Origin of the sequence: Streptomyces capoamus, from assembly GCF_014654935.1 — a bacterium.
Classification (GTDB): Bacteria; Actinomycetota; Actinomycetes; order Streptomycetales; family Streptomycetaceae; genus Streptomyces; species Streptomyces capoamus.
In genome coordinates this window covers 123,845-137,969 of record NZ_BNBF01000017.1, presented here as the reverse complement: position 1 = coordinate 137,969, position 14,125 = coordinate 123,845, and the positions used below count along the sequence as shown (strand labels likewise).

Genomic DNA, 14,125 nt, shown 5'->3' with positions numbered 1-14,125 from the left:
CTCAGAGGGCCTGCGGCAGGGATGTGTCCGTGCGGGTCGCGTCCCTGCCGCTGCAAATCCCGCACCCCACCCGCACGAACCCGCACTGGAGCATCCGATGGCCGGTATCTGCGCAGCGCTCGCGTTCCTGTTCGCGTTCGCCGTCCTCCACCCGCACCCCGCCCCGCCCGGCGTGGACCGGCCTGCCGCGGGGAGCAGCCGATGAGCGAACAGCACTGCGGCGCACACGACGGCCCCTGCTTCCCCGACCCTTCCGCGCGCTGTGCCGCGCACGGGGAACAGCAGTGCGCCCGCTGCCACCGCACCCCCAGCACCTGTGCCGGCGACTCCGGTGAGTGCAGGATCTGGTCGTCCACCGGGATGCACTGGCACACCTGCCCGAACCGGGTGCGTGGCCCGCTCACTGTCAGCCCGTGCCCGCGCCCGGAGTGCGGCGGCGACACCCACACCGACGGCTGGGGCCAGCCCACCCGATGCTCTGCCGCACAGGACGCCTCACTGCGGCTGACCGCCGAGGAACTTGTTCCAGTCCTCTTCGCCTTGGAGCGGCGGCGCCTCGGCCAGCTGGCCGGACACGGCATCCTCCGGTACCCGCTCCCCAACTGCCCATCCTGCGGCGCCCCACCCACGGAGATGACCACCGCAAGCGGCCCCGATCTCCTGACCGACACGGTGGCCATCCGGTTCGAGCGCTGCGGGCACGCTTTCACCGCCGACGGCCAGGACATCCAGGAAGCAGGGGAGCAGGCGCGACTCATGGCGGAAGAAGCGGTGCGGCGGCCGATGGATGTGGCCTCGCGGGAGCCTGATGACGGCACGCAGCCCGAAGCGCCGCCCGCAGCCACGCCGTTGGAGGAAGCGCAGGCGACGATCGAGTCCCTCCGCTACCAGATCCGCCGCGCCCGCGAAGCCCTCACCACCGACGAGCCCGGCGAGTCGGCAGACCTGCAGGCCGCCATCGCCCGCGTCCGCGCCCTGCACCGCGAGGAGTACGGCAGCTGCGCCCACTGCACCCGCGAGGACGGCGTGCCGTACCCGTGCCCAACCATTCGCGCCCTCAACGGCGACACCCCGCACAGCAAGGAGAGCAAGGCATGAAGGTAGGCGTCACCGGCGGACAGGGCTTCATCGGCAGCCACATCCGAACCGAACTCCTCAACCGCGGCCACCAGGTCGTCGTCTTCGACCGCCACCCCCACACCCCCATTGCCAAGGGGGAGGAGTTCTTCCTCGGCGACATCCGCGACGAAACCGCCGTCGTCGAACTCGCCGCCCACGTCGGGGGCATCATCCACCTCGCCGCCGTCCTCGGCACCCAAGAGACCATCGGCAACCCGCGGCCGTCCGCCGACACCAACATCCGCGGCAGCCTGAACGTGTTCGAGGCCGCCAACCAGTACAGGCTGCCGACCGTGTACGCCGGCGTCGGAAACTCCTGGATGCGCGACCACGGCACCGGCTCCTACACCATCAGCAAAACCGCGGCCGAAGACTACGCCCGCATGTTCAACGCCTACCGCGACGGACAGATCACGATCGTCCGCCCGGTCAACGCCTACGGCCCGGGCCAGTCCGTCGCCGCGCCGTACGGCACGAGCAAGGTGCGGAAGATCCTGCCCGCCTTCACCTGCCGGGCACTGACCGGGGCGGATATCGAGGTGTACGGCGACGGCACCCAGGTGTCTGACTGCGTGTACGTCGGTGACGTGGCCCGCGCGTTCGTGGCCGCACTGGAGCACACCGCCGAGCACGGGCCGGCGGAGCAGCCGGTCGAGGTCGGGCCGATGACGTCGGTGACCGTCAACGACATCGCCCGCCTGGTGGCCGGCGAGGCCGCGCGCGTCACCGGCCGGGACCCGGTCGGGGTGAAGCATCTGCCGATGCGGCCGGGTGAGGTGCCGAACGCCGTCGTCTGCGCGGACACGTCCACGCTGCAGCAGATCGGGATGACCGCTGCGGACTTCGTGCCGCTCGACGAGGGGATCCGGCGGACGGTCGACTACTACGCCACCGAGTGGCTGCCCGGCTACCTGGAGGCGGCATGACGCAGCCGACCTTTCGCGCGCCCTACGACCACGCTCTGTTCCTGATCAACCAGGTCAACAAGGCGATCAACAGGGTGGCAGCGCTCCCTGACGGGACACCGCGTGATCTCGACGGCCCGGCTACAGCTGGCGTGCTCGGCGCGTCATCCAATCTGGCGATCGCGTCCGCGCTCCTCGCCGTTGCCGACGCGCTGCGGGTTTCGCCGATAGACCAGCAGAAGGGGTAGCCGTGGCTCGCCGTCCGACAGCCCTGCTGATCCCGTCTCCCTGGTCCGGTGACGAGTTCGATCCCGCGCCGCGCAGCTACTGGGTCTGGTTCTGGCTGTACAAGCACACGCGCAGGCTGCGGCATCGCCTCGGCCTGCACGACTACGAATACGTGTACGCGCTGCACGGGCGCCGCTGCACCTGGTGCGGCAAGACGGAAGGGGCCTGACGTGCGCGTCCACTTCTGGTCCGCCGACATGGCCGGGTCAGCCTTCTACCGAGCCGTCATGCCATCCATGGCCCTGACCTGGCTCGGCCACACCAGCACCCACGGGTTCCGCCTCCCCCCGAACTGGCAGTCGTACGACACGGTCGTCGGCTGCCGCGTCGCCCAGACCGACCCGTCCCGGATGTGGCTCAAGCTGAAGGACGAGGGCAAGAGGCTCGTCCTCGACCTCGACGACGACTACTTCCACATCGACCCCAGCAACGTCCACGCCCGCCGCGTGTGGGACACGGACATGCTCGGCCGGCTCGCCCACAACATGCAGCTCGCCGACCTCGTCACCTGCTGCAGCGAGCCCCTCGCGGCCGTGCTCCGCGACTTTGCGCCCCGCGTCGAGGTGATCCCGAACGGCTTGCCTGCCCAGTACCTCGGCCACCCCCGCGACTACCAGGCGGACGGGCGGCCGGTGTACGTCGGCTGGGCCGGGACGAGCAGCACGGTGGCCGAGCTGCCGGAGACGGTGCGCGCGCTGAACCGGATCGCGCAGTACGGGCGGCCGGGCGGGGTGATGGTGCGGCTCGTCGGCATCGGCCCGGAGCAGGCGATGGGGTTGGGCTTGCGGGGCCGGCAGGTCGGTGCGCTGGGCTGGGTGGAGCGGCTGGAGCACTACCTGCACGCGGTGTCCGAGTTCGACGTGTGGTGCGCGCCGTACAGGGACTCGGCGTTCAACCGGGCGAAGTTCCCGACGAAGTGGCTGGAGGCTTCGGTGTTGGGGATCCCGTTGATCGCGTCGGATGTGGAGCCGTATCGGCGGGTGATCCGGCACGGGGAGACGGGGTTCCTGGTGCGGCGCGAGCACGAGTGGGGGAAGTACTTGAAGCGCCTGGTGGACGACCCGGACCTGCGGCAGCGGGTGGGGATGGCGGCGCGGGGTGAAGCGTCGGGGTCGATCATGCAGGCGCTGCACCATCGGTGGGAGGCGGCCGTGCGCGTGCCGACGAAGGTGGCGGCGTGACCGGGCCCGAGCACTACCTCGAAGGCGACCGCCTCATGAAACGCGCCTCCACGATGATCGAAGGCAGCGAAGGCCGCGCCCGCACCGCCACCGAAGCACACGCCCACTACACCGCCGCGCTCGTCGCCTGCCTCGCCACAAGCCAACTCCCCGAGTACGTCGCCTGGGACCAGGCGATCAAAGACACCAGCACCACGGGAGACACCCCATGATCGACCGCCACCGCGTCATCGCCTGGACACCCTACGGCCGACGCCGCACCTACAGCATCCTCATCAAGTACCTGCAGCGCGACGTCGAGCGCGGCCTCCTCGACGAGGTGTGGGCCTACATGAACACCGACCCCACCGGGCAGGAGGAAGACATCGCCTACGCCCACGAGCTGGCCAAGCAGTTCCCCTGGTTCCGGCTCCAGCACCGGCCCGAAGGCGTCCACCTCGGCCACCTCCCCAAGCAGAGGTACACGGGCTTGGCGTACAGGGAGATGACCGACCCCGACACCGTCTACCTCCGCTTCGACGACGACGTCGTCTACATCCACGACGACGCCATCGAGAACCTCGTCCGCGCGCGACTCCAGATGCCGGCCCCCACCGCGGTGTTCCCGATCATCATCAACAACGCCCTGTGCTCCCACTTCCTGCAGGTCTGCGGGAAGGTCCCGTTCGAGTGGGGCGAGGTTAAGCCGTACTGCATGGACCCGACCGGCTGGGCGAACGGTCCGTTCGCGGTCAAGTTGCACGAGATGCTCCTCGACCACATCGACCGCAACGCGGTCCCGGACCTGTACCTGTACCAGGACTTCCCCCTCCAGCCCGGCACCCAGTTCTCCGTCAGCTGCTTCGCCAGCCTCGGCAGCATGTACGCCGGCCTGCCCGAGCCTGGCGTCCTGGTGCCCGACGAGGAAGAGTCCTGGCACACCGTGCACCGGCCGCTCGCCACCGGCGCCCCGAACATCCTCCGCGGCGACGTTATCGTCAGCCACTGGAGCTTCTTTCCGCAGCACCCGTTCCTCAACGCGACCGACCTCCTGGACCGCTACCGGGAGATCGCAGACAAGGCGGTGGCCTGATGGCCGAGATCAGCGTCGAGGACGCGTTCCCCGTCTTCCAGCAGAAGGTCCGGGAACTCTTCGACGCCAACCTCCTCCTCCAGGCCCAAGTCGGCGCGCTCGAACGGCAGCTCGCTGCAGCCAAGGAGGAGAACACCCGGCTCCAGCAGGCCGGCCGGGCCAGTGACGGGCCCGGGCCCGGCGGCGGCCCCGGCGCTGCGGCACGGCCACCGAACCCGGAGCCCGAGGACGCCGCTTAGAGGTTGGCGTGGCTCTCGTCGTACTTCAACAGCGGAGCCGAGTCCACGTCGTCCCGTGCCAGCAGCGTCCGTTTGAAGTCGGTCATGAGGGCGTCCATATCCGCGTCGTTCAGGAAGTCACCGGGAGGCGCGGAGATCATCAGCATCTTGTTCCCGAACGGCCCGGACAGGTTGAACGAGTAGATCGGGTACTCACCGGTGTGCAAGTTGATGGCCATGCGGGGGATCCCCTATCAGTAGTCGGGTCAGGCGATCCGGGTCATGGTCATGTACGACCCGGCCTTGAGGGTGGTGCCGGACGCGTCGGACGCGTTCTGCGCCCACTGGAGCTGGAAGTTGCCGGCCGTCCCGCCGACGACGAGCCGGCCGTAGACCCGCGCCGCGGTGACGCTGGTGTTGCCGCAGCCGAAGCTGAGGTTGGCGCCGGCCGAGGTCGTGGCGAGCTTGCCGATCCATTCGCCGTTGGCGCTGGTGCCTGCTGTGAGGTCGGTGGTGTGGGCGCCTGAGCCGTGCATGTCGAAGGTGGCGCCGGTCGGGCATGTGAAGCTCATCTTGAAGTCGCCGACGAAGTCCGCTGCGTCGACCATGTACAGGTCGAGGGCGAAGGAGTAGACGGCGTTCGCGACCACAGGCAAAGTGAGGTGGTCGTCGTTCTGCAGGGTGGCGCTGCTGGTGACGGTCTCGTCGGCCGTCTTGACGACGTACTGAGTCTGGCCGATGCCGCTGACGCTCAGGTTGCCGGTGACCGACAGGTTGCCGGTGACCGAGAGGCCGCTGCTGGCCGTGAGGGCACCGTCGACGATGAGGCCATCGTTGGTGCGTAGCACGTTGGCGGCGTTGCGGAACAGGTTGACGTCGGCGCCGATGGTCAGCTGCGCGCCGCTGGCCAATTTGAGGTTGGAGCCGAACGTGCCCGAGGCGTTGGGGATCTCCACCCACGAGCCGGATGCGGGCGCGGTGCCGTTGGAGAAGTACGTCCGGTACGACGTATCCGTCTCCATGATCGCTTTGCCGCTGTACGGCGAGGATGGCCGGGTCGTGGAGGTCGCCGGCGCGAACCCGACGGCGGCGTCGACGCGGTCCCAGTTCTGGCCGATGTCCTGGCTGTAGTTGACCAGCTCGGAGCCGTCGCTCTTGGACTTGTACAGGCCGAGCCGGGTGGTGGACGGATCAGGCACCGGACACCTCCACGATGTCGTCGTTCGGGGTGTTGCAGCGCCCGCAGTGCGCGCGGAGGACACCATCCGCGTTGCGGTACATCGTCTCCCGGAAGGTGATGCCCTCGACGGGGCAGCCAGGGGAGCGGCAGGTGACGTCGGCCTCGACCGTCGGCCACTCGTCCAAGGTGGGCCAGTCGCCGTTGACGTCCTGGGTAATCTGCATCAAATCCACCCAACCAAGAAGTAGTCGATGGTGGTCGTTGTGGTGTTCGTGCGAGTGAGCCAGATCGTCAGGCCGCTGCTGCTCGGGCTGGCCGTACCGACGCCAGTGACCTGAGTGCCGGGCACGCTGGTCCGGGCCTGCGCGAAGGCGTAGAAGGTGTCGCCGACGACGTTCAGCCCGGTCACCGACACGGAGGTCGGCGTATTCGCGGCCGATGGGATGATCTGGACGTTGCCGATGGCCCAAGACTGGGCCTGCAGCTTTCCGTAGAACTTCACCCACCCGTCCTGGTTGAAGGTCACGGAGTTCCACTTGGTGGTGTCCGGGCCGAACCAGCCCACCTCCGCCTGGTCGGACGTGGCCCAGAAGGATCCGCCGTAGTTCGCGATGGCGTTGGAGTACCAGGCAGTACGGATCCCGGCGTCGTCGGCAGCCGCGAACCCGCCCCGCGCGTGGTAGATCGAGTCGCTGGGAGAGGTCGTGAACCGGCCGAACGTGGCTGTCGTCTCATCCATCGCCACGGTCGAGAAGACCCCGCTCCCGCCTGGCGCGGTGGTGATCTGGATGCCGGACGTGGCACTGGGGGTGCCCGTGTTGTCGAAACCCTGGATGAACGCATAGTTCGACCCGGTCGTTGCATAGAGGCGGATCTCGGGGGTGAGCCCGGCCGTCGGGTTGATGATGAGGCGTCTGCCCGCGGTGCCCGACATGAGCTGCCCGACGATTGCGACGGAGCCGTCCGCGCTGGCGATGTTCACGGTCTGCGTGCCAGCCGCGTTGTACGCCTGGACCCCGGCGGAGTTCAGCTCGACGCGGGGCCCGCTATCGGCTGTCTTGATGCGGGCCCCGACGACCCAGTCCGCGTTGATGGTTCCGGCGGTGACCTTGGAGACGGTGAGGTCGGAGATGTGGGCGTCGTCGATGAGCAGCGCTGTGGCGGTGGCCGCGTCCGAGGGCCCGCTCTTGTTGCCGGTCCGGTCGACCGCGACGACACGGACGTACCGTGCGCTGGTCTCCTCGACCTGCACCGTGTGCACCACGGGGATCTGCGCCTGCATCATCCCGGCGGTCGCCGCCACCTTCCCCATCAGAGTGGTCGCGTCCGGGGTGAAGGTGGGCTCGTAGCTCACGTGGACTTCGAGGTGGTCGAGGTCCGACTCCAGGTTGAAAGTGCCGCCGCTGGACTTGCCGAGCTGGTGGGTGACCTGCACCGCGATGCGGGACCCGGCCACCGACGGCGGCGCCGGCGTGGACGGCGGGATGTTGTCGGTGGACGCCACGAACGTCGTCGTCCCGGACCACGCTCCGCGGTTCCCGGCCTTGTCGACCGCCCGGATCTGCACGTCGTAGCCGATGCCCGGGGAGAGGTCCTGCAGCTGCGCGGTGGTGGAGTCCCAGGGCGCCACCATGGTCTGCCACTTGGCGGTGGGCGCCGCGAACGGCTGCCGCCAGATCTGCATGTCCTGCCAGCGGATCTGGGCCACGGACGCCCACGACGCTGGGTAGATCATGTCGGTGTCGACGGCGTACCGGATCTCGTAGTGGTCGCCGTCCCTGATGGTGGAGCCGTCGGTGTTGTTCGGGGCGTTCCAGGAGAGCACGACCCGGGCGCGGGTGACGCCGCGGCTGTCGAGGTAGGCGGAGCCGACGAACGGTTCGATCAACGTGGGGACGCCGGGGATGCTGGTGTCGGCGTTCGGGCGGGAGCCGACCGGTTCGCTGCTGGTGCTGGTGAGCTGCCGGGAGAAGTCCCCGACGGTCACGGTGCTGGTGCCGTCGGTCTCGAACTCGACGTACTGCGTGAGGTCGATCCACGTGCCGTCCCCGGCCCGGTACGCGACCGTGAACCCCTTGGTGATGGACCAGTTGGCTTCGGTGACCTGCAGCTTGATCGGGTTGATCCGCAGGCCCCGGAACTGGATCTCGGTGGTCGTGTCGACCAGGCCCGAGTCGGGGTCGTACACCCACACCCGGTCGCCAACCTGAAACGACCCGTGGACGTCGTAGTCGGCCGTGGACAGGGTGAGCGCGTTCCGGGTCGACGTGAACTGCGACAGGGCCAACTGCGCGCGTACGGACGCGTTCGCGGTCGCCGTGTCCGACTCGGACACGAGCCGGGTCAGCTTGATCGGATTGCCGTGGATGTCCTTGTACGGCGTCGCCGGGGAGATATCCGCGGCGCCGGTGGCGATGCTGGCGCCCTCACCTTCGGCGAGCAGTACCACCCGGGTCGAGTAGTCCTCGACGTCCCGGGTCACGTCGATCGAGCCGGGCAGCGCGCGCAAGCTCATGTCCTCGCCGGCGGCCTTCGTGGTGATGACGCACGTCGGGTTGGTGACGAACAGGCTGCTGTCCGGCCCCGCGTCGAGGGTGCCGTCGCCGTTGACCCTCCACGACACCGGCACAGAAGTGGTGGACATGGTGTCGCACACGTAGGTGATCGCCTCGCGTGGCGTCTCGTACTGGTGGCGGCCGGTGTACTGGCCGGCCACCGGGTAGACCGTGCCGACCGTGACTGGGTACGCGCCGGACGCGGGGAGCAGCATGTTGATCGTGTCGGCGAACGTCGCGCTGGCGGCCACCACGGCGTTCTCGTAGACGGCGCCCTTGTTGTCCTCGTCGCCGAGCCACATGGCCATGCCGACGCCGCCCACGGACAGGTCGTCCTGCGGGGCGTTGGTACGGCCGTCGTCGCCGATCGTGCGGGTACGGAGCACGCCAACATAGCGGGCCGCAGTCAGCAGGTTGTCACCGTACTGCTGCGGGTCCAGCCGGCCGGGCACGATGGCGACGTGCCCGAAGTAGTCGAGCGCGTCAAGGACATCGCGGGGCGTGCTCGGCTGGAGCTTGACCTCCCACGACCCCAGGGCCTTGAGGACTTCCTGGACGGCCACCCGCTACCTCCGCACCCCGTAGACGGCCTCCGGCATGCACGCGATGTACTGGTTCCGCAGGTCCGTCGCCGCATCCCCGGCCACTGCGCTCCCTCCGCCGGCCACGACACCCAGCCAGAAGTCGAGGCTGGTGGTGTTGGCCTTGGCCACGCCGCCGTTGGCGTGCCCGGTGAACGTGCGCGCGCTGCCGGCCGCGAAGCGGTTGCCGTCGGAGTCGTTGCCGGTGGCCGTGACGTACCCGGCTGAGGCCAGCGTTGTCACGTTGGTCTCCGCGGTGACCAGGCGGACTTTCAACTCGTCTGCGCTGGTGTTGCGCTGCATGTAGCCCTCGACGAACCGGGAGCCGCGGCGCAGCGTGAGATCGAGGGTGAGCCGCCCGGGTGCCAGGCTCTTGGTCAGCCGCAGGATCGCTGCTTCCGGATCGTTGCGGAGCAGGGTGGCTCCGTCCCAGGAGACGACCTGCGTGCCGGACGTCGCGAACACCGCCCACGGCTTCGTGCGGTAGGCGCCGCCGGTGTAGGACTGGACGTCAAGGCTGCCGCCGCCGGAGGCGGACCAGGTGACGTTGATGAGCCCATTGGTCAGGGACCAGCCGGTCGCGGCCAGCGGGACGTCCGAGCCGTACACCTCCTGCCCACCAGTCGTGGTGACGCGGACCCGGCCGGTCAGGTAGCTGGTCGGTGGGCAGCCCCAGCGAGGGGAGACGTTCGCCGGGACGCCGCGGTAGACGGTGATGGCGCCGTCCGCGCCGGTGCGGGTCATGGTGCCCGGGTTGGTGGCGCCGGTGACGTAGCCGTAGTGCCCGATGGGCGGGACGTGCCAACGCTCGCCCGCGAGGGCGAAGTCGTTCAGCCTGGTGGCACCGGTGAGGCGGGACTGGAGATCGGTCTCGGCGTCGGAGCCGACCCGGTCGAGGGAGACCTTCCAGTCGGCGGTGACCATCTCGGTGCGGTACTCGGTGTACGTCGACGCCGCGGTCTTGACCGTGTAGTAGCCGTTGCGCTCCGGCTTGTCGGTGAAGGTCACCGGGATGACCTGGCCGGGGGCCATGCTGTTGATGCCGTCGTGGCGGGCGATGACCTGCGCGCGGGTGAGCGGGGGCGAGGACTCCTGCCCATCGATGTCGAGGCTGCGGTCGTCGCCGCCGGACTCGGTCGCAGCGAACGTCTCCCGCAGCGGGATCCGCCCGAGCTGGAGGTCGCCCCATCCGTACTGGGCCATCAGCGCGCCCTCTCACGGTCGTAGTTGCGCAGCGCTTCCTTCATCTCCACGACGAGTTCCTGCGCGGCCTGCCGGCGCGCGGAGCGGCTGGAGAAGTCGAACGTCCCGGACACGGTGATGTTCTCGATGGTGACGCTCCCACCGCCGGTGCGACTGCCGGAGACGAGCTGCTCGAACATCGCCGTCTGCTGCGCGTCGAGGATCCGCTCCGGCCGGCGGGTCGCGTTCACGGCCATCGTCGCGCCGGGCTGGAGCAGGCCACCCGAGTCGTACTTCGTGGCCGGCTTGAAGCCCCACCGGCTGGTGAACATGCTGTCGCCAGCACCGCGGGCCGTCCGGCCGTAGTGGACGCCCCGGCCTCCGGAGCTCTCGAAGTTGATCCCGGCCAGCGTGCCCGCGGTGTGGCCCACACCGGCGTTGGTGATCCCGATTTCGAAGGGGGACTCCAAGCCGCGGACCCAGCCGGACGGGCCGGAGTTCCCCACGAACGATCCGGTCGCCCACCGGCGGTGCGGGCGCTCCCCGCGGATCACACTCTCGATGGCGCTCATGAAACCACTGCAGTCCCAGCTGGGGTTACCGTTACCCGCCCACTGGTACGGCAGCCCGGACTGGGATTTGGCCCAGCTGAGTGCGCGCTGAACGGCGGGCCCGCCGACGGCTTTCTTGTCCTCGTTGCCGAGGAAGTCGAGCATCGAGTTCAGGGTGCTGTTCGACAGCCCCTTCAGCAGGCCACCGAAGCCGCCACCCGGGATCATGTTGACCAGCGGCCGGATCAGGTTGTTGATCGCCTTCCTGGCGGCGGCCTTGAGCCCGCCGATGACCAGGTCCTTGGCCCAGTCGAGCGCGCCACCGAACAGGCCTGTGGCGCCCTTGCTGATGGTGCCGACGATGCCGCCGGACGCGAAGTGCTGCCCGCCGGCCTGCTCCCGTCGACGTTCCTGCTGCCGGGTGGGGTTGCCGCCGGTGCGGGTGGGGTGGTCCTGGCCGAGCATGGCGTCGATGCCGCGGTGCCCGCCGAGCTGGGCGACCTGCCGCTTGGACAGGATGCGCTCGCCGGGGGTGAGCATGGCGGGGACGGTGTCGGTGTTGCCCGAGCCGGGGACGACGCCGCCCTTGTTGAAGTTGAGGCTGATCGGCGGCAGCGTCAGCTTGGAGGAGATCTTCCCGGCGATCGTGTTCCACATGCTGCGCATGCCGCCGTACACGTTCTTAATGACCCACTTCACCGGCGAAGCGATCTTCGACTTGATGCCGTCCCAGATCGTGCCGAGCGCGTTCCGCAGGTTGGAGAACGCGGTCCGCATGCCCGATGAGAACGCGCTGATCTTTCCACGGATGGTGGAGAGAATCCCGGCGATCTTGTCGCGGGCGCCGTTCCACAGCCCCGACCACATGTTGCTGATAGACGTCCTCAGGCCGGACACGCTGTTCCTGACCCACGACCAGGCGCCCGTGATCGCGTTGCGCAGCCCGCCGTAGAAGCCGTCCCACCGGGAGCGGACGGCGTTCCACAGGCTCTTCCAGGTGTCCACGACCCAGTTCTTCAGGGCGCTGAAGATCTCCTTGGTCTTCGCCCAGAGCCGGGAGAACCAAGAGATGATCGCCTTGACGAGGTCCGGGATGATGCTGTGCCCGACGAGGATGTCGTACAGCTTCTGGAACGGCTTCACGATGTACTGGTCCAGCAAGTTCCAGGCGCCGGAGAAGAACCCCATCACCGTGTCCCACACGCCCTTGACGATGTCCCGGAACGTCTCGGAGTGGGTCCACGCGTAAGCGAACGCGGCGGCCAGGCCGGTCAGCGCGAGCACGATCACACCGATCGGGTTCGCGGACATGACTGCGTTGAGGATTCCCTGCACCGCTGCGACGGCAGCCGTGCCCAACTCCCACAGCTTCATCGCGGTGGCGATCGCGAAAATCCCGGTAGCGATCGACCCGACCAGGGTTTGGTGACCGCTGAGGAATTGGAAGAAGCCCGTCAGCGTTTGCAGCACCGGTAGGAGCCCCTGCGTCAGCGCGCCCGACACGAGAGGCAGGAGCGCGTCTACGACCGGGACCAGCGCCTCACCCACAGCCGAAGCGAGGTTGGCGAGGACTGGACCGAACTTCGTAGCTAGCTCGGTGATCACTGGGGCGAGGGCGGCTAGCAGCGGCAGCGCCGCCTCGATGACCGCACCCAGGGTTGTTCCGATCAGCTTGGCGATCGACTGGATAGCCCCGAAGATGGAGGCGAGGGCCTGCTGCACTTCCGGCATCGCCGTGATCCGCCGCAGCTCCGAGAAGACCGCGCCGAGCGCACCAAGCGCGTCACCACCGCCGGCCGCGGCGGCCTTCATGATGTTGCCGATGGTGCCGAAGATGTCGCCGAGGAGCTGGCCAAACTGCTTGGCAATGTCGACGGCGCGCCCGATGCTGTCCTCCAGTGCGCCGGACTTGAACGCGTCGGAGATCTTTTTCGAGATGCGATCCGCTGCCGTGCCGGCCGCTGTCGTCAGCCGCTCGAACGCGGGGCTCGCGGCGATGGAGATCTGCGTGAGGGCCGTGATGATCTGACCCGGAGTCCTGGTCAGCTTGCTCATAGCGCCGTTCAGGCCGGAGAACATCTGCCGCAGCTGGCCGGTCTTCGACAACTGGATCACCGCGTCGGCGGCGTTCTTGCCCATCGCGTTGAGGTTGCCGGCCATGCCGACCAGACCAGCGCGCAGCGACGGGATGACCGCGGTCGACAGCTCCGTGAACTTGCTGCCGAGCCCGGCGAAAAGCCGGTCCTGTACGTCCAGCTTCAGCGACCGCCACGCGTCGCGCTGGGAGAGGACCGCGTCAACGAATGCGCGTGCGTTCGGTGAGAGCTTGGCCATGGCGTCGGCGACCTTGCTCGTCGCCGAGGCACCTTTCGTCTGTGCCTCGGCAAGAGCACGAGCTGCGTCAGCGGCCGCTTCCTGCGCGTCCCGGATCTGCCGGGCACCGTCCACCGAGGCCTTCCGAGCGGCTTCCTGCGCGTCGGCCACGTCCCGCTGAGCGTCAGCGATCCTCCGCGCTCCGTCGACCGCAGCCTGCCGCGCGGCCTCACGGGCGTCCGCAACGTCCCGCTCCGCCTTCTTCACCCGCTCCGCCCCGTCTTCCGCGGTCCGGGTCTCGTCGCGGTGGGCGTCCTTCAGTTCCTTGGTCTTGTCCTTGACGTCCTGGGTGGCGTCCTTGACCTTCTCCTTCGCGTCCTTGACCTTCTCCGAGCCCTCAACGCCAGCAGCGTTGGCCTCATCGGTCTGCTGCTGCAGGCGCTGTGTCTCCGTCTGCTGCTCTTCCAAGGCCTGCCGCGCTCGGTCGTACCGCAGTTGCGCCTTGTCGATCTCCTCCTGCGTCGCGGCGGCACCCTTGGCCTTCACGGCCGCCAGCTCCTGCTCGGCGTCCTGAAGATCGAGGACTTTCTGCCGCTGGTCCAGCTGCGCGTCGGCCAGGCGGTTGTTCAGGTCTTCGAGATCCTGCGCGGCCTCCTTACGGGCGTCGGTGAGGTCGACCTGGGCCTGGCGTGCGGCGCGCTGGGCGTCAGCCAAGTTCCGTTCGGCTTCGGCGACCTGCTCAGCGGCGCGCCGGTTGGCGTCCGCGACGTCCCGGATGGTGTTCCGTAGCTCCTGCTGAGCGTCCTGCACTTCCCGTGCGGCCCGCACTCGGTCCTGCGCCGCGGTGCGTTCGGCGTCTGCCAGTGACCGTTGCGCGTCCTCGACGCGGCGTGCCGCAGCTGCCTGCGCTTCGGCCGCGGACTGTGCGGCGTCCTTGACTCCCTGCTGTGCTTTCGCCAGTGCCCGCTGCGCGGTCTCCA

Annotated in this window: 14 protein-coding genes; 8 read left to right on the top strand and 6 right to left on the bottom strand. The window is 68.7% G+C overall.

Features of this window, described 5'->3' with window-relative positions; all coding sequences use genetic code 11:
* Positions 1 to 201: 201 nt before the first annotated feature.
* Genes IE312_RS41780 through IE312_RS25325 form a run of 8 tightly spaced genes read left to right on the top strand, consistent with a single transcriptional unit; the run spans position 202 to position 4,804 of the window.
* Positions 202 to 1,098 carry a hypothetical protein gene (locus tag IE312_RS41780; RefSeq protein WP_189984637.1) on the top strand — a complete coding sequence of 299 codons (897 nt, stop codon included), beginning with the start codon at positions 202 to 204 and terminating at the stop codon, positions 1,096 to 1,098.
* A complete protein-coding gene (locus IE312_RS25355; protein ID WP_189984636.1) occupies positions 1,095 to 2,045 on the top strand; it encodes an NAD-dependent epimerase/dehydratase family protein in 951 nt (316 codons plus the stop codon). Before IE312_RS41780 ends, IE312_RS25355 begins: the two co-directional genes overlap by 4 nt.
* Entirely contained in the window at positions 2,042 to 2,272 is a 231-nt protein-coding gene (locus tag IE312_RS25350) for a hypothetical protein (RefSeq protein ID WP_189984635.1), read from the top strand. Before IE312_RS25355 ends, IE312_RS25350 begins: the two co-directional genes overlap by 4 nt.
* 2 nt (positions 2,273 to 2,274) lie before the next feature.
* Positions 2,275 to 2,481 (top strand): hypothetical protein, encoded by a 207-nt coding sequence (locus IE312_RS25345; RefSeq protein WP_189984634.1) that lies wholly within the window; start codon positions 2,275 to 2,277, stop codon positions 2,479 to 2,481.
* A 58-nt stretch (positions 2,482 to 2,539) separates the two neighbouring features.
* Positions 2,540 to 3,493: a glycosyltransferase gene (locus IE312_RS25340; protein WP_189984633.1), complete on the top strand. Its 954-nt coding sequence runs from the start codon at positions 2,540 to 2,542 to the stop codon at positions 3,491 to 3,493.
* Complete coding sequence (locus IE312_RS25335) at positions 3,490 to 3,705, top strand: hypothetical protein (RefSeq protein WP_189984632.1); 216 nt, start codon at positions 3,490 to 3,492, stop codon at positions 3,703 to 3,705. The genes IE312_RS25340 and IE312_RS25335 overlap by 4 nt, the downstream gene beginning before the upstream one ends.
* Positions 3,702 to 4,565 (top strand): hypothetical protein, encoded by an 864-nt coding sequence (locus IE312_RS25330; protein ID WP_189984631.1) that lies wholly within the window; start codon positions 3,702 to 3,704, stop codon positions 4,563 to 4,565. The genes IE312_RS25335 and IE312_RS25330 overlap by 4 nt, the downstream gene beginning before the upstream one ends.
* Positions 4,565 to 4,804, top strand: coding sequence for a hypothetical protein (locus IE312_RS25325; protein ID WP_189984630.1), 240 nt, complete (start codon positions 4,565 to 4,567; stop codon positions 4,802 to 4,804). Before IE312_RS25330 ends, IE312_RS25325 begins: the two co-directional genes overlap by 1 nt.
* Here the strand turns inward: IE312_RS25325 and IE312_RS25320 are convergent.
* From IE312_RS25320 to IE312_RS25295, 6 genes are all read right to left on the bottom strand, one after another.
* Entirely contained in the window at positions 4,801 to 5,022 is a 222-nt protein-coding gene (locus IE312_RS25320; protein ID WP_189984629.1) for a hypothetical protein, read from the bottom strand. The two genes, IE312_RS25325 and IE312_RS25320, sit on opposite strands and share 4 nt — an antisense overlap.
* Positions 5,023 to 5,049: 27 nt before the next feature.
* Positions 5,050 to 5,982: a hypothetical protein gene (locus tag IE312_RS25315; RefSeq protein ID WP_189984628.1), complete on the bottom strand. Its 933-nt coding sequence runs from the start codon at positions 5,980 to 5,982 to the stop codon at positions 5,050 to 5,052.
* The gene (locus IE312_RS25310; protein ID WP_189984627.1) at positions 5,975 to 6,187 is read right to left on the bottom strand and encodes a hypothetical protein; all 213 of its coding nucleotides are present in this window, start codon (positions 6,185 to 6,187) and stop codon (positions 5,975 to 5,977) included. The genes IE312_RS25315 and IE312_RS25310 overlap by 8 nt, the downstream gene beginning before the upstream one ends.
* Positions 6,187 to 9,081 (bottom strand): fibronectin type III domain-containing protein, encoded by a 2,895-nt coding sequence (locus IE312_RS25305; RefSeq protein ID WP_189984626.1) that lies wholly within the window; start codon positions 9,079 to 9,081, stop codon positions 6,187 to 6,189. The genes IE312_RS25310 and IE312_RS25305 overlap by 1 nt, the downstream gene beginning before the upstream one ends.
* A 3-nt stretch (positions 9,082 to 9,084) precedes the next feature.
* A complete protein-coding gene (locus IE312_RS25300; protein WP_189984625.1) occupies positions 9,085 to 10,302 on the bottom strand; it encodes a hypothetical protein in 1,218 nt (405 codons plus the stop codon).
* Positions 10,302 to 14,125: hypothetical protein (locus IE312_RS25295; protein WP_189984624.1), on the bottom strand; the 3,824-nt coding region annotated here is incomplete at its 5' end. The genes IE312_RS25300 and IE312_RS25295, both read right to left, overlap by 1 nt.

Coding starts and splice junctions, on each gene's coding strand:
- IE312_RS41780 (WP_189984637.1), top strand. CDS start 202: ATGAGCGAACAGCACTGCGGCGCACACGACGGCCCCTGCTTCCCCGAC.
- IE312_RS25355 (WP_189984636.1), top strand. CDS start 1,095: ATGAAGGTAGGCGTCACCGGCGGACAGGGCTTCATCGGCAGCCACATC.
- IE312_RS25350 (WP_189984635.1), top strand. CDS start 2,042: ATGACGCAGCCGACCTTTCGCGCGCCCTACGACCACGCTCTGTTCCTG.
- IE312_RS25340 (WP_189984633.1), top strand. CDS start 2,540: ATGCCATCCATGGCCCTGACCTGGCTCGGCCACACCAGCACCCACGGG.
- IE312_RS25330 (WP_189984631.1), top strand. CDS start 3,702: ATGATCGACCGCCACCGCGTCATCGCCTGGACACCCTACGGCCGACGC.
- IE312_RS25325 (WP_189984630.1), top strand. CDS start 4,565: ATGGCCGAGATCAGCGTCGAGGACGCGTTCCCCGTCTTCCAGCAGAAG.
- IE312_RS25320 (WP_189984629.1), bottom strand. CDS start 5,022: ATGGCCATCAACTTGCACACCGGTGAGTACCCGATCTACTCGTTCAAC.
- IE312_RS25310 (WP_189984627.1), bottom strand. CDS start 6,187: ATGCAGATTACCCAGGACGTCAACGGCGACTGGCCCACCTTGGACGAG.
- IE312_RS25300 (WP_189984625.1), bottom strand. CDS start 10,302: ATGGCCCAGTACGGATGGGGCGACCTCCAGCTCGGGCGGATCCCGCTG.